General features: G+C 69.3%; 16 protein-coding genes. 5 read left to right on the top strand and 11 right to left on the bottom strand.

Annotated features, from left to right (window positions below; all coding sequences use genetic code 11):
- Window positions 1-84: 84 nt before the first annotated feature.
- From ACWPXE_RS26310 to ACWPXE_RS26345, 8 genes are all read right to left on the bottom strand, one after another.
- Entirely contained in the window at window positions 85-1,269 is a 1,185-nt protein-coding gene (locus ACWPXE_RS26310) for an extracellular solute-binding protein (RefSeq protein WP_454020203.1), read from the bottom strand.
- A gap of 181 nt (window positions 1,270-1,450) precedes the next feature.
- On the bottom strand, window positions 1,451-3,004 hold the full coding sequence (gene dnaA, locus ACWPXE_RS26315) for a chromosomal replication initiator protein DnaA (RefSeq protein ID WP_454020204.1): 1,554 nt from the start codon (window positions 3,002-3,004) through the stop codon (window positions 1,451-1,453).
- A 633-nt stretch (window positions 3,005-3,637) separates the two neighbouring features.
- Window positions 3,638-3,898, bottom strand: coding sequence for a 30S ribosomal protein S20 (gene rpsT, locus ACWPXE_RS26320; protein ID WP_014238814.1), 261 nt, complete (start codon window positions 3,896-3,898; stop codon window positions 3,638-3,640).
- Window positions 3,899-4,071: 173 nt separating this feature from the next.
- Window positions 4,072-4,848: an enoyl-CoA hydratase gene (locus tag ACWPXE_RS26325; protein WP_237904642.1), complete on the bottom strand. Its 777-nt coding sequence runs from the start codon at window positions 4,846-4,848 to the stop codon at window positions 4,072-4,074.
- Between the two features lie 79 nt (window positions 4,849-4,927).
- Window positions 4,928-5,422 (bottom strand): hypothetical protein, encoded by a 495-nt coding sequence (locus tag ACWPXE_RS26330; protein ID WP_454020205.1) that lies wholly within the window; start codon window positions 5,420-5,422, stop codon window positions 4,928-4,930.
- 14 nt (window positions 5,423-5,436) lie between these two features.
- A complete protein-coding gene (mutM, locus tag ACWPXE_RS26335) occupies window positions 5,437-6,279 on the bottom strand; it encodes a bifunctional DNA-formamidopyrimidine glycosylase/DNA-(apurinic or apyrimidinic site) lyase (RefSeq protein ID WP_454020206.1) in 843 nt (280 codons plus the stop codon).
- Between the two features lie 99 nt (window positions 6,280-6,378).
- A complete protein-coding gene (locus ACWPXE_RS26340) occupies window positions 6,379-8,400 on the bottom strand; it encodes a tetratricopeptide repeat protein (protein ID WP_454020207.1) in 2,022 nt (673 codons plus the stop codon).
- 60 nt (window positions 8,401-8,460) lie between these two features.
- The gene (locus ACWPXE_RS26345) at window positions 8,461-10,353 is read right to left on the bottom strand and encodes a tetratricopeptide repeat protein (RefSeq protein ID WP_454020208.1); all 1,893 of its coding nucleotides are present in this window, start codon (window positions 10,351-10,353) and stop codon (window positions 8,461-8,463) included.
- A gap of 138 nt (window positions 10,354-10,491) precedes the next feature.
- Here ACWPXE_RS26345 and ACWPXE_RS26350 point away from each other — a divergent pair, with 138 nt between their 5' ends.
- The 3 genes from ACWPXE_RS26350 (at window position 10,492) to ACWPXE_RS26360 (ending at window position 13,715) form a co-directional block, all read left to right on the top strand.
- Window positions 10,492-11,301 (top strand): class I SAM-dependent methyltransferase, encoded by an 810-nt coding sequence (locus ACWPXE_RS26350; protein WP_079285102.1) that lies wholly within the window; start codon window positions 10,492-10,494, stop codon window positions 11,299-11,301.
- A 4-nt stretch (window positions 11,302-11,305) separates the two neighbouring features.
- A complete protein-coding gene (gene ubiB / locus ACWPXE_RS26355; protein WP_454020209.1) occupies window positions 11,306-12,847 on the top strand; it encodes a 2-polyprenylphenol 6-hydroxylase in 1,542 nt (513 codons plus the stop codon).
- Window positions 12,848-12,968: 121 nt separating this feature from the next.
- A complete protein-coding gene (locus tag ACWPXE_RS26360) occupies window positions 12,969-13,715 on the top strand; it encodes a cytidylate kinase-like family protein (protein ID WP_454020210.1) in 747 nt (248 codons plus the stop codon).
- Here ACWPXE_RS26360 and ACWPXE_RS26365 read toward each other — a convergent pair.
- Window positions 13,670-15,478, bottom strand: a complete 1,809-nt coding sequence (locus ACWPXE_RS26365) for an extracellular solute-binding protein (RefSeq protein ID WP_454020211.1) — start codon at window positions 15,476-15,478, stop codon at window positions 13,670-13,672. The genes ACWPXE_RS26360 and ACWPXE_RS26365 overlap by 46 nt on opposite strands.
- A gap of 148 nt (window positions 15,479-15,626) precedes the next feature.
- Between ACWPXE_RS26365 and ppa the strand changes: the two genes are divergently transcribed.
- Window positions 15,627-16,184 carry an inorganic diphosphatase gene (ppa, locus tag ACWPXE_RS26370; RefSeq protein ID WP_149164613.1) on the top strand — a complete coding sequence of 186 codons (558 nt, stop codon included), beginning with the start codon at window positions 15,627-15,629 and terminating at the stop codon, window positions 16,182-16,184.
- A 159-nt stretch (window positions 16,185-16,343) separates the two neighbouring features.
- On the opposite strand, the gene ACWPXE_RS26375 is transcribed toward ppa, so the two are convergent.
- Together ACWPXE_RS26375 and ACWPXE_RS26380 are read right to left on the bottom strand one after the other, a co-directional pair.
- Window positions 16,344-16,790, bottom strand: a complete 447-nt coding sequence (locus ACWPXE_RS26375) for a hypothetical protein (RefSeq protein WP_454020212.1) — start codon at window positions 16,788-16,790, stop codon at window positions 16,344-16,346.
- 187 nt (window positions 16,791-16,977) lie between these two features.
- Window positions 16,978-17,919 (bottom strand): L-lactate dehydrogenase, encoded by a 942-nt coding sequence (locus ACWPXE_RS26380; protein ID WP_200776617.1) that lies wholly within the window; start codon window positions 17,917-17,919, stop codon window positions 16,978-16,980.
- A 313-nt stretch (window positions 17,920-18,232) separates the two neighbouring features.
- Here ACWPXE_RS26380 and ACWPXE_RS26385 point away from each other — a divergent pair, with 313 nt between their 5' ends.
- Window positions 18,233-20,917, top strand: coding sequence for a bifunctional acetate--CoA ligase family protein/GNAT family N-acetyltransferase (locus ACWPXE_RS26385; RefSeq protein ID WP_454020213.1), 2,685 nt, complete (start codon window positions 18,233-18,235; stop codon window positions 20,915-20,917).
- Window positions 20,918-20,956 lie beyond the last annotated feature (39 nt).

The following is a 20,956-nucleotide window of genomic DNA, read 5'->3' on the forward strand; positions in this document are numbered from 1 at the left end:
CGGCAAAAGCACATCCCCCTCACCCTAACCCTCTCCCCGGAGGGGAGAGGGGATATTGGGCGGAGAGGCGGGAGAGGGTCGCACTCACGCCGCCAGGAAGCGGTCCTGGTACTCGTTGCGGATGGAGACGTACCAAGCCTCCTGGATCGGCCACCACCACAGCTTCTGCAGCGCGTCGCCCGGATAGGCGTCGGCGAAGAACTGCTTGTTCAGGTCGGACAGATGCGCCTCCGCCCCGACCGCCGTGCTGGAGATGCCGGAATGGTTGGTGTAGAGGGCGCCCGCCTCCGGCGTGTAGAACCAGTTGATCCAGGCGTAGGCCTGCTCCAGGTTCGCCGCCTTGGCCGGGATCGCGAAGCCCTCCATCCAGGCCAGCGCCCCTTCCTTCGGCGCCAGGAAGCGGATCGGCAGACCCTCCTTGCGCAGGGCGACCGCAGACGAATCCCAGGTCTGGCCGATGACGCAGCCGTTGGTGCGGAAGGCGCCCTGGGCCTCGTTCTCGTTCGACCAGAACTGGCCGATGGCCTTCTTGTTGGCGGCGGCAACCTGAAGGATCGCGTCGAAGTTGGCGCGCGCCTTCGCCTCGTCCTTGAACTGCTCGCGGATCGGGTGGGGCAGCTTGCCCTGGCCTTCCAGCCACAGGCCGATGCCGATCAGGCCGGAATGGCCGCGCACCGTCACCTTGCCGGCGTGCTCCGGCTTCCACAGGTCGCCGTAGCTGGCGGTGCCGTAGGTCAGCGGCGACTTGGCCTGATCATAGGCGATGGCCTCGGTCCCCCAGTCGGCGGGGGCGAAGAAGCGCTTGCCGCCGACCACGCCGCCCATGGCGGCGGAGCCTTCGACCGCCGACTTCAGGCAGCCGTCCCACTTGACCTTCGACTCGTCCAGCGGCTGGACCAGCTCGAACTCCACATAGTTCGGCACGCGGTCCACCGTGGGGTGGATGATGTCGAAGCCGGCACCGCCGGTGGCCTTGAGCTGGTTCAGCAGCTCGTCGTTGGTGCCGTATTCGGTCAGGCTGGCCTTGATGCCGGTCTTCTTCTCGAAGTCGGCCAGCATGTCCGGGTTGATGTAGCCGGCCCAGGAGAAGATCTTGACGCTGCCCGACGCGGCGCGGCCCTCGCGCAGGATGAAGGGGCCGACCGAGGCGACGCCCGCAACGGCGGCCGCACCCTGGAGCAGCAGGCGGCGGGTGAAGCCCTTGGCGGCGCGCTGCGTCTCGGCGCTGGAGCGCTGTTCCAGGCTGGTGGTTTCCGGAACCTTGGTCATGGCACCTGCTCTCCCCTTTTCTTATTGGCCCGAATTCATGCTGGCTGTGCCCATCGCGGGGCCGGCCGCGGAACCAGTCCTGCCGGACTCCGCCGCAGCGGCAACTGTGCCGCGATATCCGGGCGCCGTCCATGGCTCAAGCGGGAGTGGGCGCAAACTTCATCGACCTGTAACCGCCCGCTCAGCTCTCCAGCATGCGGCGGAGAAGCTCGACGTCCTCGGCAAAGGCAGGGTCGGTGGTGCGCAGTTCCTCCACCTTCTTCACCGCGTGCATCACGGTGGTGTGGTCGCGCCCGCCGAACTTGCGCCCGATCTCCGGCAGGGAGCGGGCGGTGAGCTGCTTGGCGAGGTACATAGCGACCTGCCGCGGGCGGGCCACGGCGCGGGCGCGGCGGGCCGAATGCATGTCGGCGACGCGGATGTTGAAATGCTCCGCCACCCGCTTCTGGATCTCGTCGATGGTGACGCGGCGGTCGTTGGCGCGCAGCAGGTCGTGCAGCACCTCCTGCGTCGATTCCAGCGAGATGGCCCGGCCGACCAGCTCGGCGTGCGCGACGATGCGGTTCAACGCCCCTTCCAGCTCGCGCACGTTGGACGTGATCTTATGGGCGAGGAACTCCAGCACCTTCAGCGGGATGGCCGCGTTCAGCGCATCCGCCTTTGCTTGCAGGATGCCCAGCCGCAGCTCGTAGGTGGTCGGGTGGATGTCCGCGACGAGGCCCCAGCCGAGGCGGGAGCGCAGCCGCTCTTCCATACCTTCCAGGTCGGAAGGGCTCTTGTCGGCGGAGATGATGACCTGACGGTTCTGGTCCACCAGCGCGTTGAAGGTGTGGAAGAACTCTTCCTGGGTGCTGTCCTTGCCGCTGATGAACTGCACGTCGTCGATCATCAGCACGTCCACCGAGCGGAACTGCTGCTTGAAGGCCATGGTGTCCTTGAAGCGCAACGCCCGGATGAACTGGTACATGAACTTTTCCGCCGACAGGTAGATCACCTTGCGGTTCGGATCGTTCCGCCGGATCTGCCAAGCGATGGCGTGCATCAGGTGCGTCTTGCCGAGCCCGACCCCGCCGTAGAGGAACAGCGGGTTGAAGGTGACCGAGGTGGCGTCGGCGACGCGCCGGGCGGCGGCGTGGGCCAGCTCGTTCGGCTTGCCCACCACGAAATTCTCGAAGGTGAAGCGGGGGTCCAGCGGCGCGGAGATGTCGGTACGGTCCTCCAGCACCGAGGCGACCGCCGTGGGCGACTCGTCCGACGCGAAGGAGGGCGGCCCCGCCGAATAGGACGAGCCGATGTAGGAATTGGCACCGTAGGAAGCGGCCCCATAGGAAGCGGATTGGCCGAGCGCCGCGGCCCGCGGGGCGGGCGCCGGGGGAAGCGGGCCGCCGCCGGCGCCGTCCGCCGGAGCGGAGTCGCGCGACGGCTCGCCCGCGTCCCCATCCGACGTCAATTCCGGCATCAGCATGGACGGGGCGTTGGCCGAGGCGACCACGACGTCGATGGACAGGACGTCCGGATTCTCGCCGGCCCACAGGTTGCGGATGCGGTCGGCGTAGTGGGTCAGCACCCAGTCGCGCATGAAGCGGGTGGGCACGACGATGCGCACCTCCCCGCCGCGGATTCCGGCGAAGGAAAGCGGCTGCAGCCAGCTGCGGTAGGCGATCTCGCCCACCTCGTCCTTGAGGCGGCCCCGGATGCGGGCCCACTGCTGATCCAACGACGCGCCGACCGACATGCTTCCCCTACCCCGCTCCTTTCCCCCCGGACGGCCCCGCGCCGCAGGGGGCACCATCCCGCCCGACTGAACCCAGACCTCTTAACCTAGGCCCCTTAACTTAGGTCCCGCGCCTTCAAAACGTTCCTCTCCTGAAGACTCCAACGGTGGATGCCTCCCAACTGGACGGCAATACTATCCCTTTGGCGAAGTTGGACTCCGCCTTTGCCACGTCGAGTTTTAAGAAAAGCATCGCTCCAGGAGCAACGGGTCGAGTCGAGCTTCTTGAGCGTCCCGCAACCTTGCCCGCGGCTTTGAACGTCTCCGTCCCTCAGCGAACGGCGCGTGACGTCAAAGACGACATCGGTGCGTCATTCCCAACGGAAGGAAAGTCTAATCAGCCGCCCTCGCCGTGGCAATAGGACAGAAAGCGAACGGTCCGGACTGCGGCAAAAATCACGCAGCGTTTCCGAAACCCGCCCCTGCCTTTGCCAAAGACCAGGACCGCCGGAGGCGACTCGCCATCCAACAGCCGCGATCCCCTACCCCACCGGAGTTCTGCCGGAGGACTCGGAAAGAACGGAGACTGTACTTATCAAAAACGCAAAAAGCCGCGCCCAGACCTGGTGCGCGGCTTTATAACGCCGAGTAAACTCAGAGAGCCTTGATGCGGGCCGACAGGCGCGACAGCTTGCGCGACACGGTGTTCTTGTGCAGAACGCCCTTGGAGGCTCCACGCATCATTTCCGGCTGCGCGGCCTTGAAAGCCTCAGCGGCTTCAGCCTTGTTGCCGGACGAGATCGCCGTCTCGACCTTCTTCACGAAGGTGCGGATACGGCTGACGCGGTTACGGTTGATCTCCGTACGACGCGCGGTTTGACGAATGCGCTTTTCAGCAGACTTATGATTGGCCATGAAAACCCTACTCCGGACGACACGCCTGTCCCAGTGCGAGGGGGCCTTATACGCTCCAGCCGAATGAGAGTCAAGGCACCGTCCAACACTGTTTTTCGGCAAAGGAAAGATTACGAGATCTTGACGGATTTCTGGTCCTCCCCCGCTAGATACGGGGGAGGAGTCGGGGGATGTCAGCGATGCTTCCAATCCGGCTGACGCTTCTCGGCAAAGGCGGCCATGCCTTCCTTCTGGTCTTCGACGGCGAAGGTGGCGTGGAAGATTCGGCGCTCGACCCGGATGCCTTCCGACATGGTGGTCTCATAGGCGGCGTTGACGGCGTCCTTGGCCATCATGACGACCGGGCGCGAGAGCTTGGCGATCTTCTCGGCAACCCGCACCGCCTCGTCCACCAGATCCACCGCCGGCACGATGCGGCTGACGAGGCCGGCGCGCTCGGCCTCGGCGGCGTCCATCAGGCGGCCGGTCAGGCACATCTCCATGGCCTTGGACTTGCCGACGAAGCGGGTCAGGCGCTGCGTGCCGCCGGCGCCGGGGATGGTGCCGATGGTGATCTCCGGCTGGCCGAACTTGGCGGTGTCGGCGGCCAGGATGAAGTCGGCCATCATCGCCAGCTCGCAGCCGCCGCCCAGCGCGTAGCCGGCGACCGCGGCGATGGTCGGCTTGCGGCACTTGGCCAGCCGCTCCCACTTGGCGGTGATGAAGTTGGCCTTGTAGACGTCCATGTAGGAGAAGTTCTGCATCTCCTTGATGTCGGCGCCGGCGGCGAAGGCCTTCTCCGAACCCGTGACCACGATGGCGCCGACGGAGTCGTCGGCCTCCAGCGCGTCCAGCGCCTGGCCCAGCTCGGTCACCAGCAGGTCGGACAGCGCGTTCAGCGCCTTGGGCCGGTTCAGCGTGACGAGCCCGACCGGTCCGCGGGTTTCGACGAGAATGGTTTCGTACGGCATGATGCAGCAGGCTCCCGTGGTTTGCCCCCTCGCTCCGGGCGGGGGTGCTTCTGGTTTGCTCTTGGTCTCGTTTGGAGGATCAGCGCGGTATCAGCGAGAAGCGGACCACCGTGGCCGCCGCCTTCCGGACGGTGGCCCTCGCGGCGGTGGCCCTCACGTCGGTGGTGGGGGCCGGCTCGACGAATTCCAGGCGCAGCTCCTCGCCCTCCCGCAGGAAACTGGCGCTTCCGCCCGCCCGTTGCGGGGCGCGGCTCCAGCCGAGCTGCGGCATGGTCTGGTTGTAGAAGGACAGGACCGCGTTCCGGTCCATGGCGCCCGCCATGACGGACTGCGCGATGCGTCCGGCGGGCTTGTCGAAGACCAGCGGCGCCTCCTCGGCGGGGGTGAGGCCTGGCATGACCGGCACGTCCCCCATGCCTTCGACGTAGCGGGCAGAGTCGGCGCGGGCAGAGTCGGCGGCCCAGGCGGACGAGGTTGCGGGCAATGGAACCCCGGCCAGACCCGCAAGGGCGGGGCCGGCGAGGAGGAGGAGGGCGGCGAGCGTCGCCCTCGCGGTGGCCGATGGAGCCGTCATACCTTCCACCTATATCAACGCTGGCGTTGCGGACAATAGAAAGTCGAACGGCCCGCCTGGACGATCCGGCGGATGCCCCCCGTCTTCGCCACGTCGCAGCTGCAGCCCGGACAGGGCGCGCCCTCGCGGTCGTAGACCGAGAACTGGTGCTGGAAATAGCCGAGTTCCCCCGACGCCTGCCGGTAGTCGCGCAAGGACGACCCTCCCGCGGCGATGGCCCGCTCCAGCACCGCGCGGATCGCCGTGGCCAGCCGCTCCGCCTTGGCGCCGGTCACCGTGGCGGCGATGCGCGTGGGGCTGAGGCGGGCGAGGAACAGCGCCTCCGACACGTAGATGTTGCCGAGCCCGGCGACCACGCTCTGGTCCAGCAGGGCGGCCTTGATGCTGGTCATCCGTCCGGCCAGCCGCGCGGCCAGCACCGGCCCGGAGAAGGCGTTGCCCAGCGGCTCCGGCCCCAACGCGCGCAGCAGCGGATGCTCGGCGAGCGTCTCCGCCGTGGCGAGGTCCATCAGGCCGAAGCGGCGGGCGTCGTTGAAGGTCACCACCGTCCCGGCGTCGGTCTCCAGCACGACATGGTCGTGGACGCCCCAGGCGGCGGGCCGCTCCGGCGCGATGATCATGCGGCCCGACATGCCGAGATGGGCGATCAGCACCGTCCCGTCGTCGAGATGGACCAGGATGTACTTGGCACGGCGGCGCACCGACTCGACGCGGCGCCCGGTCAGCCGCTCGCAGAAGCCGTCTGGAAAGGGAACGCGCAGGTTGGCGCGGCGCTGGAGCACCTGGACGAGAGTCCGCCCCTCCAGATGTGGGGCGAGGCCACGGCAGACGGTTTCGACTTCGGGAAGTTCGGGCATGATGGCAAGGAGGATGGTGGGAAGCGCCGGTTGACGCAAGGGGCACCGATTGACGCTCGTCGGGGAGCGGGCACCCGTGGCGGCGAATGGATGGCGCCCTCAGCCCTCCGAGCCGTCCACCAGCCCCCGCAGGGCGCGCGCCATCGCCGCCGCCGGGCCGGACCAGTCGCCGACGCGCGTCTGGCGGAACAGGCGGGCAGTGGGATACCAGGGGCTGTCCTCCCTCCCCATCAACCAACGCCAATCCGGCGCGTGCGGAAGCACGATCCACACCGGCACCCCCAGCGCCCCGGCCAGATGAGCCGGGCCGGTGCAGGAGGAGATCACGAGGTCGAGGTTGCTCATGATCGCCGCGGTGTCGGCGAAATCGGCGATGTCCGGCCCCAGATCGGTGAAGGAAGGCGGCATCGCCACCCCTTCCAGATCCTCCCGCCCCGGCCCTTTCTGAAGCCCGAAGAAGCGCACGCCCGGCACGTCCAGCACCGGCCGCAGCCCGGCCAGCCGGGGCGAGCGCTGGGCGTCGCCGTGAAAGGACGGGTTGCCCGCCCAGACCAGCCCGACCCGCGGCCCCGGCCCCTCCACCAGCCGCTCGCTCCAGGCGGCGACGCGCCGCGGATCGGGACGCAGATAGGGCACGCGGGCGGGGATCGCCTCCAGGCTCGGGCAGAACAGGCCGGCGAGGCTCATCAGCGGAATCTGGACGTCGGTGTCGGGCAAGCCGCTTACGCCCGGAAAGTCGGGAGCCCGCGGGATCACCGTCACCCGCGCCGGATCGGTGTTGCGCTCCAGCAGCGGCAGGAGAGGGCCGTGCGCCTCCAGATGGACATGCGCCGGGGCGGCCTGCAGCACATGATCCAGGAAGCGGATGAACTGGATGGTGTCGCCCAGCCCTTGCTCCGCATGGACCAGGATGGTCCGCCCCGCCAGATCGGTGCCGTCCCAGAGCGGCTGACGGAAGGGGCGGCGCTGCCCGGCCAGGGCCTCGCTCCTCCAGCGCCACTCGTACTCCGCCCAGCCGGCGGCGTAATCGCCCAGCCGCAGCAGCAGATGGGCCAGATTCCAGTGGGCGACGGTCAGTTGCGGCGCCACCCGCAGGGCGCTGCGGAAGGCCTCCTCCGCGTCCCGCGGGCGGTCGAGATGGACGAGTGCATCGCCACGGACGACCTGGGCCTCGCCCAGATCCGGGGCCAGCCGCAACGCCCGCTCGGCCAGCCGCAGGGCCTGCGCATCCCCCCCGATCTGGATGGTCAGCGCGCCGAGGTTGGACAGGGACGGAGCGTGCGCCGGATCGCAGACCAGCGCCGCGCGCCCGGCGGTCATCGCCTCCTCCCGCCGCCCCTGGGCGGCCAGCGCCAGCCCGAGCTTGGCGTGGCCCTCCGCCTCCTGCGGGGCCAGGGCGCGCGCCCGGCGGGCCAGCCGCTCGGCCGCCGCCGCGTCGAGCCCGTCGAGCCGGCACAGCGACAGGTTCCACAGCGCCAGGGCCTCCGCCGGACGAGCGGCCAGCAGCCCGCGGAACAGCCGGGCGGCCTCCTCCACCCGGCCATCGCGGTAAAGCGCGGCGGCGTGGGCGGAGAGGAGCGGCACTCCCACCGCCTCCGCCACCGGGCGGGTGAGCCGCGCCACCGCCTGCCCGACTTCCCCTCCATCAAGAAGCTCCCGCCCTTCCCGCTCCACCGCCCGGTCGGCGAGGTAGCGAGCCTCCAGGCTGTCGGGCTGGAGCGCCAGGAGCCGTTCCAGCACCAGCAGCGACTCGTCGTGCCGCCCGACGCCGCGGCAGGCCAGGGCGAGCTGGAACAGCGCTGCCGCGTGGTCGGGCTGGAGCGCCAGCGTCCGCCGCAGGGCGGTTACCGCCCCCTCCCCGTCCTCCAGGATCAGCCGGACGCGGGCAAGGTCGTAGCGCAGGCCCGGATTGTCGGGAACCAGCCCGATCGCCCCGACGAACAGCGCCGCGGCCAGTTTCGGCCGGTCCGTCTGGCCGTAGAGCACGCCCAGCAGATGCAGAGCGGTCGCCTGATGGGGATCGGCGTCGAGGATGCGCCCATAGAGGATCTCGGCCTCGGCCAGACGGCCGGACTCGTGGTGGTCGAAGGCGATGGCCAGGGCTTCCGCGATTGTCGCCATGTTTCCGTGCCGGGCCGTGGGAGGAAGTGAAGGGGTGGGAGGACGCGAAGGGTAGCAGAGCTACCGGAAAAGCGCTCGCAGCCGGTCGGTCACGGCCTCCAGCGGCCCCCGCCAGTCCCCCGCCGTCCCCTGCCGGAACAGGCGTGCCGAGGGGTACCAGGGCGAGTCGTCCCGGCCGACCAGCCAGCGCCAGTCCGGCGCATGGGACAGCAGCACCCAGACCGGATGCCCCAGCGCGCCGGCCAGATGGGCGGTGGCGTTGTCGATGGTGACGACGAGGTCGGTGGCGGCGATCTGCGCGGCCAGCCCGTCCAGGTCGTCCTTGCGGTCCAGCCCGGGCGGCAGCGTGAGGGCGATGCCCTCCGCCGCCAACGCGGCCACTTCCTCCGCGCAGTCACCGTACTGCAGCACCACCATGTCGGCACCCGCGGCGTGCAGAGCGCGCACCAGATCGGCCGGCGGCACGTTGCGCAGGCGTCCCCATTTCGGGTTGGTGGTGTGCCAGGCGATGCCGACCAGGGGCCGCCCACCACCCCGCCGAACCGCCGGTGTCCGCGCCGGGTCGGCGGACAGGATCGGGCGCAGCCGGCGGAAATCCTGCTCGCCGCGCAGCAGCAGACGCGGCAGGCTGCCCGAGGGGATCTGCGCGGCGATGTCTGGGGCGGACAGGCGCGGGTCCGGCAGCGGGCCGCGCGGCACCACCTCCACTCCCGGCAGAGCGCGGGCGAACAGCGGCGCCAGCCGGGCGTCGCATTCCAACAGGCAGCTCGCCAAAGCGCCTGTTGATGATTGCGTCTTATCTATTGACGATTGCGTCAACAACGGGAGCAGCGTGGCGAACATCAGCTCGTCGCCGATCCCCTGCTCCCCCCAGACGAGCAGCCGTCCGTCGCGGAGCGGCTGGCCCGTCCACAGCGGCTGCGGGAAGCGTCCGGCGGTGCGGCACCAGGGTTCGGCGGTCCAACGGTCCTCCCAGGCGTCCCAGCCCTCCGCGAAGCGCCCGAGCGCCAGCAGCGCCGAGGCCCGCGCCAGCCGCGCGTCGGCCAGGGCGGGGTCGCGGGCGAGCGCCGCCTCCGCCTCGGCCAGCGCCGCCTCCGGGGCGCCGCAGAGCGCGTGGGCGTCGGCGAGATTGTTGCGGATGGCCGCCGACTCCGGCTGGAGCGCCGCCGCCCGCCGCAGAGCGTCCCGCGCGCCGCCCGGATCGCCCTGCCCCTTCTGCACGTTGGCCCGGTTGTTCCACAGCGCCGCGTCGGCGGGGGCCAGCGCTAGACCGCGCTCATAGGCGCTGCGGGCGGAGGACAGCGCGCCGCGGTCCTTCCGCCGCGCGCCCAACCGGTTCCACAGCGCCGCCCGCTCCAGGTCGAGCCGCAGGGCGCGGCGCAGATCCCCTTCGCCCGCATCGGGCCGCAGGGCCAGCGCCCCCAGCAGGGCGGCGTCGTCCGGCGCCAGCAGCGCGGCGACCCGCCGCTGCGCCAGCGCCTCGTCCGTCCGGCCCAGCGCGTCCAGCGCCTGGGCACGGTTGACGCGCGGATCGGCCAGCCCCGGCCGAAGGTCCACCGCCGCGCGCAGGGCCTGCTCCGCCGGGGCCGGATCGGCGGCGGCCAGCCGCCGCACCGCGAAATTGTTGAGAAGCGCGACCCGCTCCGGATCGAGGGCGGCGGCGCGGGCCAGCGCCTCCGCCGCCGCGCCGAACCGGCCCAGCGCTTCCAGCAGGTTGGCGTGGTTGGCGTGCAGGTCGGGCTGGCCTCCATCCCCGGCGATGGCCTGCCCGACCAGCGCGCAGCCCTCCTCCAAGCGCCCGCATTGGGCGAGGAGAAGGCCGCGCAGATGCAGGGCCTGCGGGTGGCCGGGAACGGCGTCGAGGATCTGCCCGTAGACCGAGTCGGCCTCGGCGAAGCGTCCCTCCCGCTGGAGGTCGAAGGCGATCAGCAGGGCTTCCTGCAGCGTGGCCATGGTCCCCCCTGTTCCGCCCGGGGGGCACGGTGGCGAAGGCGGGGCGCGGGGTCAAGCCCGCAAAAACCGCGCGCCGGGGGTGCGTCACGGCAACGCCCCGGCTGGCGCAAGCCCAGGTCGCGCGCTATGTTGCGCGCCATGACCGATCCGCGCACCCCCTCCGCCCCGTCCCAGCCCGCAGCTCCGGCCCAGGCCACCGGCGTGTCCGCCGGGGCCGAAGGGAACTGGTTCGGCTACCGTCCCGTCGATCCCGACGCCAAGTCCGGCCTCGTCCGCGCTGTCTTCGACAGCGTGGCCGGGCGCTACGACCTGATGAACGACCTGATGTCGGGCGGCATCCACCGGCTGTGGAAGGACACGCTGATGGAGATGGTGGCGCCGCGCGCCGACATGACGCTGCTGGACGTGGCGGGCGGCACCGGCGACATCGCCTTCCGCTTCCTGGAGCGCGGCGGCGGGCGGGCCGTGGTCTGCGACATCACCGAGTCGATGGTCCGCGTCGGGCGCGACCGCTCCTACGACCGCAACCTGCTGACCGGCGTGAACTGGACGGTCGGCGACGCCGAAAGGCTGCCCATCGCCTCCCGTTCGGTGGACGCCTACACCATTGCGTTCGGCCTGCGCAACGTCACGCGCATCGACGCCGCGCTTTCCGAGGCGCGCCGCGTGTTGAAGCCCGGCGGAAAGTTCTTCTGCCTGGAGTTCAGCCACGTGGTCCTTCCGGTCCTGCGCGAGATCTACGACGTCTATTCCTTCCAGGTCCTGCCGCGGCTCGGCCGCATGGTGGCCGGGGACGAGGACAGCTACCGCTATCTGGCGGAGAGCATCCGCCGCTTCCCCGAGCAGCAGGCCATGGTCAAGCGCATCGAGGCCGCGGGCTTCGGCGCGGTGCGCGTGCGCAACCTGACGGGCGGCATCGCCGCCATCCATTCCGGCTGGCGGATCTGACCGGATGCTGTTCCGGACCGCCCGAAACATCGGCCGCCTCTTCGTGATCGGCCGCACGCTGGCGCGCTACAACGCGCTGCCGGAAACGCTGCCGCAGACCGCCCCCGGCTTCGCGCTGTTCTGGCGCTGGGTCGGCAACGCCAAGGAGCCGGGCCGCGTCGGCCAGCGGCTGGCCCGCGCGCTGGCCGATCTGGGGCCGACCTACATCAAGCTGGGGCAGCTTCTGTCCACCCGCTCCGACCTCGTCGGCGAGCGGATGGCGCTGGATCTGGCCGAGCTTCAGGACAAGCTGCCGCCCTTCCCCGGCGCCCAGGCCCGCGCCATCGTCGAGGAGGAGCTGGGCGCCCCCATCGGGACGCTGTTCCGCAGCTTCGACGAGGTGCCGGTCGCCGCCGCCTCCATCGCGCAGGTGCATTTCGCCGTCACCGCCGAGGGGCGGGAGGTCGCGGTGAAGGTTCTGCGGCCGGGCATCGAGAACGCCTTCGAGCGGGACATCGACCTGTTCTACTGGCTGGCCGAGCTGGCCGTCCTGGTCATGCCCAAGCTGAAGCGGCTGCGCCCGCGCGAGGTGGTGGACACCTTCGCCCGCACCTCCCGCCTGGAGATGGAGCTGCGGATGGAAGCCGCGGCGGCGTCGGAGCTGGGCGACAACTTCAAGGACGACCCCACCTTCAACGTGCCGGCCATCGACTGGGACCGCACGGCGCGCCGCGTCCTGACGCTGGAGCGCATCCGCGGCTTCAAGGTGGACGAGTCGGAAAGGCTCGACGCCGCCGGCTTCGACCGCGACGAGATCCTAGCCAAGGCCTCGGCCAGCTTCTTCAACCAGGTGTTCCGCGACGGCTTCTTCCACGCCGACCTGCACCCCGGCAACCTGTTCGTCACCCAGGACGGCAACATCACCGCCGTTGATTTCGGCATCATGGGCCGTCTGGACCGGGCGACGCGGACCTACCTCGCCGACATGCTGATCGGCTTCCTGACCGGCGACTACCGCCGCGTCGCGGTGGTGCATTTCGAGGCGGGCTACGTCCCTCGCCACCAGTCGATCGAGGTCTTCACCCAGGCCTGCCGCGCCATCGGCGAGCCGTTGCAGAACAAGCCGCTGAGCGAGATTTCCGTCGGCCGGCTGCTCGCCCAGCTCTTCGCGGTGACCGAGCAGTTCGAGATGGAGACCCAGCCGCAGCTCCTCCTGCTCCAGAAGAGCATGCTGACGGCGGAGGGGGTGGGCCGTTTCCTGAACCCCGACATCAACATGTGGGAGCTGGCGCGCCCGCTGATCGAGGACTGGATGCGCGAGAACCGCGGGCCGGAAGCCCAGATCCTCGACGATCTGGAGGCCGTGGTGTCGACGGTGCGCCGCCTGCCCCGTCTGGTGAACCAAGCCGAACGCGCCGCCGCCGAGTTGGCCGACGGCGGCCTGCGCCTGCACCCCCATTCGATCAAGCACATGCTCGACCGCTGGGTGGAACGCCGGATCAGCGAGCGCGTCGCCCTGTGGATCATCGTCATCCTGCTGACGGTGATCGCGGTCCGGGTGCTGTAGGGTCCTTTTCGGCGGCGCGCGGAAGGGGTGCGGCGACGTGCCTCTCCCCCTTGGGCGTCGTTGACCCCGCCGCCGCCCGGCCGGACACTGGAGTCGTCGCAACCGTTCGCGGAGGGAAGCCATGGCCCGCGACGAATTCCAGGCGCTTCTGACCTACATCCGAACCGACCAGTTCCAGCCGCACCGGCCCCGCTCCGGCCCGCTGGAGTCCGCGCCCCCCGTCGTCACCATCGCCCGCGAGCATGGGACCGGCGGCGAGGCGATCGCGGCGAAGCTCGCCAAGTCGCTGGGGGTGCCCTGCTTCGACAAGGAAATCCTCGACGCCGTGGTGGCGACGGCCACCTCCGACCCCGCGCTGATGCGCCAGCTCGACGAGAAACTGCCGGGGCGGGCGGGAATGTTCCTCTACGCCAGCCTGATGGGGCTGCACGACCCGCTGACCGAGTACCAGCGGCTGCTGACCCGCGTGGTCAACGGCATCGCCTTCCGCGGCGGGGTGATCGTTGGGCGCGGGGCGCATCTGCTGCTGCGCGGGGCACCGCGCTTCCGCGTCCGCATCGTCGGATCGGACGAGGTCTGCGCCGCACGGCTGGCCGGCGGCGATCCCGCCAAGGTCGCCGACGCGCTGCACGAGGTGCAGCGGGTCAACGCCGCCCGCGCCAAGTATTTCAAGGAGTTCTTCAAGATCTCCAACGGCGATCCGCTGCAGTACGACCTGATCGTCAACACCGACCGCTTCACCGACCTGGACGCCGTGGTCGATGTGATCCTGCACGCCTACCGGGTCCATGGCGGGCAGAATCATGGTGGACATGCGGAGGCTCAGCCGCCCTCCTCGATCCACCAGGATTCGACCAGCGGGCCGTAGAGGGGCGTCGCCTCCGGGTGCTTCAACCGCGACCAGCGGGCCATGCGGTCGGCCGGGCTGTGGAACAGCGGCACCATGTAATGGCTCCACAGCAGCACCCGGTCGAGCGCGCGGACGCGGGCCACGAGATCGGCGCGCGTCCGCGCCTCGGCGATGGAGGCGGCGACGGCGTCCACCACCGGGTCGCGGATGCCGGGATAGTTGCGGCTGCCCGGCTGGTCCGCCGCCTCGGACCCGTAATAATAAAGCTGCTCGTTGCCCGGCGAGAGGCTGGAAACCCACCAACGCAGGGTCATGTCGAAATCGAAATGATCCAGCCGCGCCTGATACTGCGCGTTGTCCACCGTGCGCACTGTGGCGGCGATCCCCAGCCGCTCCAGCGAGCGGGCGTATTCCAGCGCCACCCGCTCGTCCGCCGGGTTGCCCAGCAGGATTTCGAAGGCGAAGGGACGCCCCGCCCCGTCGATCAGCCGCCCACCGCTCACCCGCCAGCCGGCCTCGGCCAGCAGGCGCAGCGCCTCGCGCAGGTTGTCCCGCGCGCCCGCCGGGCCGCTGCCGTCGGTGCGCGGCAGGGTGAAGGGCGTGGTGAACAGCTCCGGCGGCAGGCGGTCGCGGAAGGGCTCCAGCACCGACAATTCCTCCGGCCCCGGCAACCCCTCCGCCGCCAGCTCGGAGTTCGGGTAATAGCTCGCCGTGCGGACCAGCGCGCCGTGGAACAGCGTCTTGCCGATCCAGGCGAAATCAGTGGCGAGGCCGAGCGCCCGCCGCACCCGGATGTCCTGGAACGGGGGACGCCGCGTGTTGAAGATCAGGCCGCGGGCGAACTCTGGGCGGCGGTGCGGCAATTCCTCCAGCACGATCCGCCCCGCGCGGAGCGCCGGACCGTCGTAGCCGGTGGCCCATTTGGCGGGATCGGATTCGCGCCGCACGTCACCCTGCCCGGCCAGGAAGGCCTCCAGCGCCACCGAGTCGTCGCGGTAATAGGTGAAATCCAGCGCATCGAAGTTGAACAGCCCGCGCCGCGACGGCAGGTCCCGCCCCCAGTGGTCGGCCACCCGCTCGTAAACGATGCGCCGTCCGGCCTCCGCCTGTTTGATCCGGTAAGGGCCGCTGCCCAGCGGCGGGTCGAGCGTCGTGGCGGCGAAATCCCGCCCCGCCCACCACGCCTTGGCGTGGATCGGCATCAGCCCCATCAGCAGCGGCATCTCACGGTCGAAACGCCCGTCCGGGCCGGGGGCGAAGGCAAAGCGGACGGTGCGCTCGTCCGGCGCCTCGGCGCTCGCCACCTTGGCGTAGAACTGGCGGCGGTTCGGCGTGCCATGGGCGCGCTGGACCTCCAGCGAGAACAGCACGTCGGCGGCGGTCACCGGCGTCCCGTCGTGCCAGCGCGCGGCGGGGTTCAGGTGGAAGACGGCGGTGCTCCGGTCCTCCGGCACCTCCAGGCTCTCGGCCAGCAGGCCGTAGAGCGAGAAGGGCTCGTCCCACGAGCGGGCCAGCATCGTTTCGAAGACGAAACCAAGCCCCAGGGCGGGCACGCCCTTGACCACATGGGGGTTCAGCGTGTCGAAGCCGCCGGTCACCGCCTGGCGCAGCGTGCCGCCCTTCGGCGCGTCGGGGTCGACGTAGGCGAAATGCGCGAAATCCGGCGGATAGGCGGGGTCGCCATGCATGGCGATGGCGTGGACAGCCTTCGCGGGGGGGTCGGCCCGCGCCGCAAGGGGAAAAAAGGCGAGACAGAGCAGCGCAAAGAGGATGCAGGGCATGGCGAAGGCTCGTCCCTTTGCCGCACCTGCGCAAGTGGCTTTGACTTATGCCCGCATCTGCCTAAACTCCGCGCGCGCGGCGCCGGGAGCTTTGGCCCGCGTCCACAACCAAGCGCAACCCGCTTTTGCAGTCGAAGGATGGTTTTCCATGGATCTCAGCAAGGTTCCGGTCGGCAAGAACGCCCCGTGGGACGTGAACGTGGTCATCGAGATCCCGTTGCGCGGCGAGCCGGTGAAGTACGAGATCGACAAGGAGTCGGGCGCGATGTTCGTCGACCGCTTCCTGCACACCGCCATGTACTACCCCTGCAACTACGGCTTCATCCCGCACACCCTGTCGGGTGACGGCGACCCGGTGGACGTCTGCGTGGTCGGCCGCCATTCGGTCATCCCGGGCGCCGTGCTGCGCTCGCGCCCGATCGGCGTGCTGTTCATGGAGGACGAGGGCGGCGAGGACGAGAAGCTGCTGGCCGTTCCGGTCGACAAGCTGCACCCGTTCTACAGCAACGTGAAGTCCTACAAGGACCTGCCGGAGATCACCACCGAGCAGATCGCCCACTTCTTCCAGCACTACAAGGATCTGGAAAAGAACAAGTGGGTGAAGATCCTGCGCTGGGGCGACGAGCAGGAAGCCGCCAAGAAGATCCAGGAAGGCATGGAGCGCGCCGCCGCCGCCACCAAGGGCCAGCTCGGCCCGGTGGTCTGACGCGCCTCTCGACTGGACGGGTTGCAAGGGCCGGCTCCGCAGCGCGGGGCCGGTCCTGCAACGCGGACCGGGGCTCGGGGGCTTTTGCAGTCAACAGAATTTACACGGATTTCTGCTTGCTGATTCTTGTATGAGTTTTGAAAAAAATGTCCGTGTTAGCTAAAAACAAGCCGAAGAAGCAATCCTGGACATTTCTTGCAAGTCTTTTTCTGTTATTTCATTGATTATTTTTGTCATAAGGCCATCCTCTTTGATTTTGTTCCATCTCTGTCTGCACATACTATAAAAATGATCATTCCCCAGAAAATTTTTTATCCTGAAAAGTTCATCAGTCAAATCTTCTTTCCGTGGAATTATTTTATCCTTTTCAATTTCAAAAATATTTTCTATGAAATTATCAAAAGTATCGATGTTGCGCCTTATATTTTCCTGAACGTCTTTTTCCTCATCCATCTGGCAGGCACCGAGAAACGTATCGAAAGATACCATTACCGTTCGCGCACAAAGTATATGCCCCAGATACGCCTCTCTGTTGGGAGCGTCATCACCAGCGGACGCTCCATTCGCATGAAGAACCACCAAAAGCACAGCCAAAACCCGCAGCATTGACCGGTTCACTCCAAAGGCATCCGAGGACGACACCCAACCACGCTTCGGATGAAAGAAAGCCTTACGAACCGGGCCCCTCCCTGACCCTTCCTCCCTTCGCGGAGGAGGGAATTTGGAAAAGCCCCTCCCCCGCGCAGTGGCGGAGGCCGGGTTGGGGCCCGGCGCGGCGGCGTCCCTCACGCCATCACGGCAGCGACTTCTCCACCGAGGTCACCGCCTCCTTCAGGATTTCCGCGCTGCGCTTCAGCGCCGCCGCCTCCTCCTCCGACAGGTCGGGCATCACCGTCTCCAGGACGCCGCCCGCCCCGATCACCCGCGGCAGGGACAGCGCCACGTCCGGCACCCCCAGCACCTCGTCGTTGAGGATGGAGCAGGTCAGCACCGCCCGCTCGTCCCCGGCGATGGCCGCCACGATGCGCGACAGGCCGCCGGCGATGCCGAAGGCCGTGTGGCCCTTGCCGTCGATGATGTGATAGGCGGCGCGGCGCACGCCCTCGTCGATGGCGGCGCGGTCCTCCGCGGTCAGGGGACGCTTCAGCCGCTCGGCGCCGCGGTCCACCGGCAGGCAGGCCACGGTGGCGCCGGACCACAGCAGGACTTCCGAATCGCCATGCTCGCCCACCACATGGGCGTGCACCGACTTCGGCGTCACCCCCAGCCGGTCGGCCAGCAGCGCGCGGAACCGCGCGGTGTCGAGAATCGTGCCGGAGCCGATCACCCGCGACGGCGGCAGGCCGGAGATGCGGGTGGCGATCTGCGTCATCACGTCCAGCGGGTTGGTCGCCACCAGCAGGATGGCGTCGGGCGCCGCCGCCAGGACGGCCGGAATGATGGCGCCGAAGACCGCCGCGTTGCGCTCCAGCAGCTGCAGGCGCGTCTCGCCGGGCCGCTGCGCCACGCCCGCGGCCAGCACCACCACGCCGGCCCCGGCCAGCGCCGCATAGCCGCCGTGGCGCACCTGGGCGGCGCGGGCGAAGGGCACGGCGTGGGCGATGTCCTGCGCCTGGGCCGCAGCCAATTTCTCGTTCATGTCGACCAGCACGACCTCGCTGGCCGCACCGCTCATCACCATGGCGAATCCCGCCGTGGCGCCCACCGCGCCGGCCCCGACGATCCCGACCTTCATGGCTCCCGCTCCCTGTTTTTTCCGTTGAGGGTCAACAGGGTGGAGCATCGCGCCCGCCCGCTCAAGCCCCGATGCACAGCGGGGATATCCGGTGCGGGGATATCCGCTTCGGAGGGGGGCGCGACAAAGGGCGCCTGTACAAAGGTATGACCAATGTGTATGTTGCACCGCAACATGAGCGGCGATCGGTCGCGTTCCCGTCCCGCGATTGCCTCCTTACCGCTGATTGCAAGTCGACGGCCCCGGTCCGATCTTTACCGGAATGGCGGCTGTTCGAGCCTTGCTGTGTGAGACGAACCCCCGGAACCCGGCCATGACCGTTCGCAACCTCGACCGCCTGTTCAAGCCCGCCTCCATCGCCCTGATCGGGGCGACCCGAAAGCCGAACACCATCGGCGCCGTGGTGGCCCGCAACCTGTTCAACGCCGGGTTCGACGGCCCGATCATGCCGGTGACCGGCGAGCGCGCGGTCGAGGGGGTGCTGACCTACAAGTCGGTGGACGATCTGCCGGTCACGCCGGACCTGGCGGTGATCTGCACCCCGGCCGCCACGGTGCCAGCCACCGTCGACGCGCTGGGCAAGCGCGGAACCAAGGCGGCCATCGTCATCTCCAGCGGCTTTTCCAAGGAGCAGACCCAGACCCTGCGCGAGGCGGCGAAGCCCCACCTGATGCGCGTCCTGGGTCCCAACAGCCTGGGCATCATGGTGCCGGGCCGCGGGCTCAACGCCAGCTTCGGCCATGTCACCCCGAAGAAGGGCGACGTCGCCCTGGTGGCGCAGTCCTCCATGGTGGTGACCTCGATCGCCGACTGGGCGACGGCGCGGGGGATCGGCTTCTCGCATCTGATCTCGATGGGCGACAAGGCGGACGTCGATTTCGGCGACCTGCTGGACTATCTGGCCGGCGACGCCAACGTGCGCGCCATCCTGCTCTACATCGAGAGCATCAGCGACGCGCGGAAGTTCATGTCGGCGGCGCGCTCCGCCGCCCGCCAGAAGCCGGTGATCGTCATCAAGTCCGGCCGCACCGACGAGGCGCTGGAGGCTTCCACCTCCCACACCGGAGCGCTGGCGGTCTCCGACGCCGTCTACGACGCCGCCTTCCGCCGCGCCGGCATCCTGCGCGTCAGCGGCCTGGACGAGCTGTTCGACGCGGTGGGCACGCTGGGCACCGGGTCGCCGATCACCGGCGACCGGCTGGCCATCCTGACCAACGGCGGCGGCATGGGCGTGATGGCGACCGACAGCCTGATCCTGTCCGGCGGGCGGCTGGCCCAGTTCGCGCCGGAGACGATGGACGCGCTGGAGAAGGCGCTGGGCGCCGGCAGCGCCCGCAATCCGCTGCGCATCGGCGGCGACGCCCCGCCCAAGCGCTACGCCGACGCGCTGAACGCTCTGATGGCCGATCCCAACAACGACGCCGTTCTGGTGCTGAACTGCCCGACCGCGGTGACCGACGGGCTGGCCGCCGCGCAGGCCGTGGTCGACACCATGATCGCCAACAAGACGCGCAAGCATCCGGTGCTGACGAGCTGGCTGGGCGACAACACCGCGGCGGAGGCGCGCAAGCTGTTCGCCGCCAACCGCGTCCCCACCTACGACACGCCCAGCCACGCGGTGCGCGCCTTCCTGCATCTGGTGGAATACCGCCGGAACCAGGAGCTGCTGATGGAGACGCCGCCGTCGGTGCCGGAGGACTTCCAGCCCGACGGCATCACGGTGCGCAAGATCATCTCCCGCGCCATCGCCGAGAAGCGCGACTGGCTGAGCGAGTATGAGGCCAAGCGCGTGCTCGCCGCCTACGGCGTCCCGGTGGTGGACACCCGCCGCGCCGACACGCCGGAGGAGGCCGCCCACTGCGCCGAAATGATCGGCGGGCCGCTGGCGCTGAAGATCCTGTCGCCGGACATCACCCACAAGTCGGACGTCGGCGGCGTCGCCCTGCACCTGACCGAGCCGGCGGAGGTCAAGGCCGAGGCCGAGGCCATGCTGGCCCGCGTGCGCGAGGCGGTGCCCGACGCCCGCATCGAGGGCTTCACCGTCCAGGAGATGGCGGTGCGCGCCGACGCCTACGAGCTGATCGTCGGCATGACCGAGAACGAGCTGTTCGGCCCCGTCCTGCTGTTCGGCGAGGGCGGCATCGGGGTGGAGGTGGTGGAGGACTACGCGCTGGCATTGCCGCCGCTGAACATGAAGCTGGCGACGGAGCTGATGGGCCGCACCCGCATCTGGCGCCAGTTGCAGGGCTACCGCTCGCGCGCCGCGGTCGATCTGGAGGCGGTGGCGCTGACGCTGAACAAGATCTCCCAGCTCATCGTCGATTTCCCGGAGGTCGCCGAGCTGGACATCAACCCGCTGCTCGCCGACGCGGAGGGCGTCCTGGCGCTGGACGCCCGCATCAAGGTCGGCGTGCCGGCCCTGCCCGGCGCCAAGCGTCTGGCCATCCGCCCCTATCCCAAGGGGCTGGAGGACCGCATCACCATCAAGGACGGCCGCCAGTTCGTCGTCCGCCCCATCCTGCCGGAAGACGAGCCGCTGGTGCACCACATGGTGGCCAACCAGACGCAGGAGGATCTGCGGCTGCGCTTCTTCGCTCCGCTGAAGCGGTTGTCGCACCAGGCCGCCGCCCGCCTGACCCAGATGGACTATGACCGCGAGATGGGTCTGGTCGCCGTCGGGCCGGACCCGGAGACCGGCGACACCATCATGTACGGCGTGGTGCGCATCACCGCCGACCCCGACAACCTGCGCGCCGAATACGCCGTGATGGTGCGGTCGGACATGAAGGGCCAGGGGCTGGGCTACCAGCTCATGAACAAGATCCTGGACTACGCCCGCTCCCGCGGGATCAAGGAGGTCTACGGCGAGGTCCTGCGCGAAAACACCAGCATGCTCGGCATGTGCCGCGCGCTCGGCTTCATCCGCAAGGAGAACCTGGACGAGCCCGGCGTGGTCGAGGTGCGGATCGAGCTGGGCGGCGGTCTGGCCGCGGAGTAGCCTCCGGTCTTCCTGGGTTGAGGGCGTCCTCCGGACGCC

Source organism: Azospirillum sp. Marseille-Q6669 (assembly GCF_965111635.1).

Excerpts from the sequence above, each read along its gene's own strand:
- mutM (WP_454020206.1), bottom strand. The coding sequence starts at position 6,279 with ATGCCCGAACTTCCCGAAGTCGAAACCGTCTGCCGTGGCCTCGCCCCA.
- ACWPXE_RS26340 (WP_454020207.1), bottom strand. The coding sequence starts at position 8,400 with ATGGCGACAATCGCGGAAGCCCTGGCCATCGCCTTCGACCACCACGAG.
- ACWPXE_RS26360 (WP_454020210.1), top strand. The coding sequence starts at position 12,969 with ATGGCCCGCGACGAATTCCAGGCGCTTCTGACCTACATCCGAACCGAC.
- ACWPXE_RS26365 (WP_454020211.1), bottom strand. The coding sequence starts at position 15,478 with ATGCCCTGCATCCTCTTTGCGCTGCTCTGTCTCGCCTTTTTTCCCCTT.
- rpsT (WP_014238814.1), bottom strand. The coding sequence starts at position 3,898 with ATGGCCAATCATAAGTCTGCTGAAAAGCGCATTCGTCAAACCGCGCGT.
- ACWPXE_RS26350 (WP_079285102.1), top strand. The coding sequence starts at position 10,492 with ATGACCGATCCGCGCACCCCCTCCGCCCCGTCCCAGCCCGCAGCTCCG.
- ppa (WP_149164613.1), top strand. The coding sequence starts at position 15,627 with ATGGATCTCAGCAAGGTTCCGGTCGGCAAGAACGCCCCGTGGGACGTG.
- ubiB (WP_454020209.1), top strand. The coding sequence starts at position 11,306 with ATGCTGTTCCGGACCGCCCGAAACATCGGCCGCCTCTTCGTGATCGGC.
- ACWPXE_RS26330 (WP_454020205.1), bottom strand. The coding sequence starts at position 5,422 with ATGACGGCTCCATCGGCCACCGCGAGGGCGACGCTCGCCGCCCTCCTC.
- ACWPXE_RS26310 (WP_454020203.1), bottom strand. The coding sequence starts at position 1,269 with ATGACCAAGGTTCCGGAAACCACCAGCCTGGAACAGCGCTCCAGCGCC.
- dnaA (WP_454020204.1), bottom strand. The coding sequence starts at position 3,004 with ATGTCGGTCGGCGCGTCGTTGGATCAGCAGTGGGCCCGCATCCGGGGC.
- ACWPXE_RS26325 (WP_237904642.1), bottom strand. The coding sequence starts at position 4,848 with ATGCCGTACGAAACCATTCTCGTCGAAACCCGCGGACCGGTCGGGCTC.
- ACWPXE_RS26375 (WP_454020212.1), bottom strand. The coding sequence starts at position 16,790 with ATGCTGCGGGTTTTGGCTGTGCTTTTGGTGGTTCTTCATGCGAATGGA.
- ACWPXE_RS26380 (WP_200776617.1), bottom strand. The coding sequence starts at position 17,919 with ATGAAGGTCGGGATCGTCGGGGCCGGCGCGGTGGGCGCCACGGCGGGA.
- ACWPXE_RS26385 (WP_454020213.1), top strand. The coding sequence starts at position 18,233 with ATGACCGTTCGCAACCTCGACCGCCTGTTCAAGCCCGCCTCCATCGCC.
- ACWPXE_RS26345 (WP_454020208.1), bottom strand. The coding sequence starts at position 10,353 with ATGGCCACGCTGCAGGAAGCCCTGCTGATCGCCTTCGACCTCCAGCGG.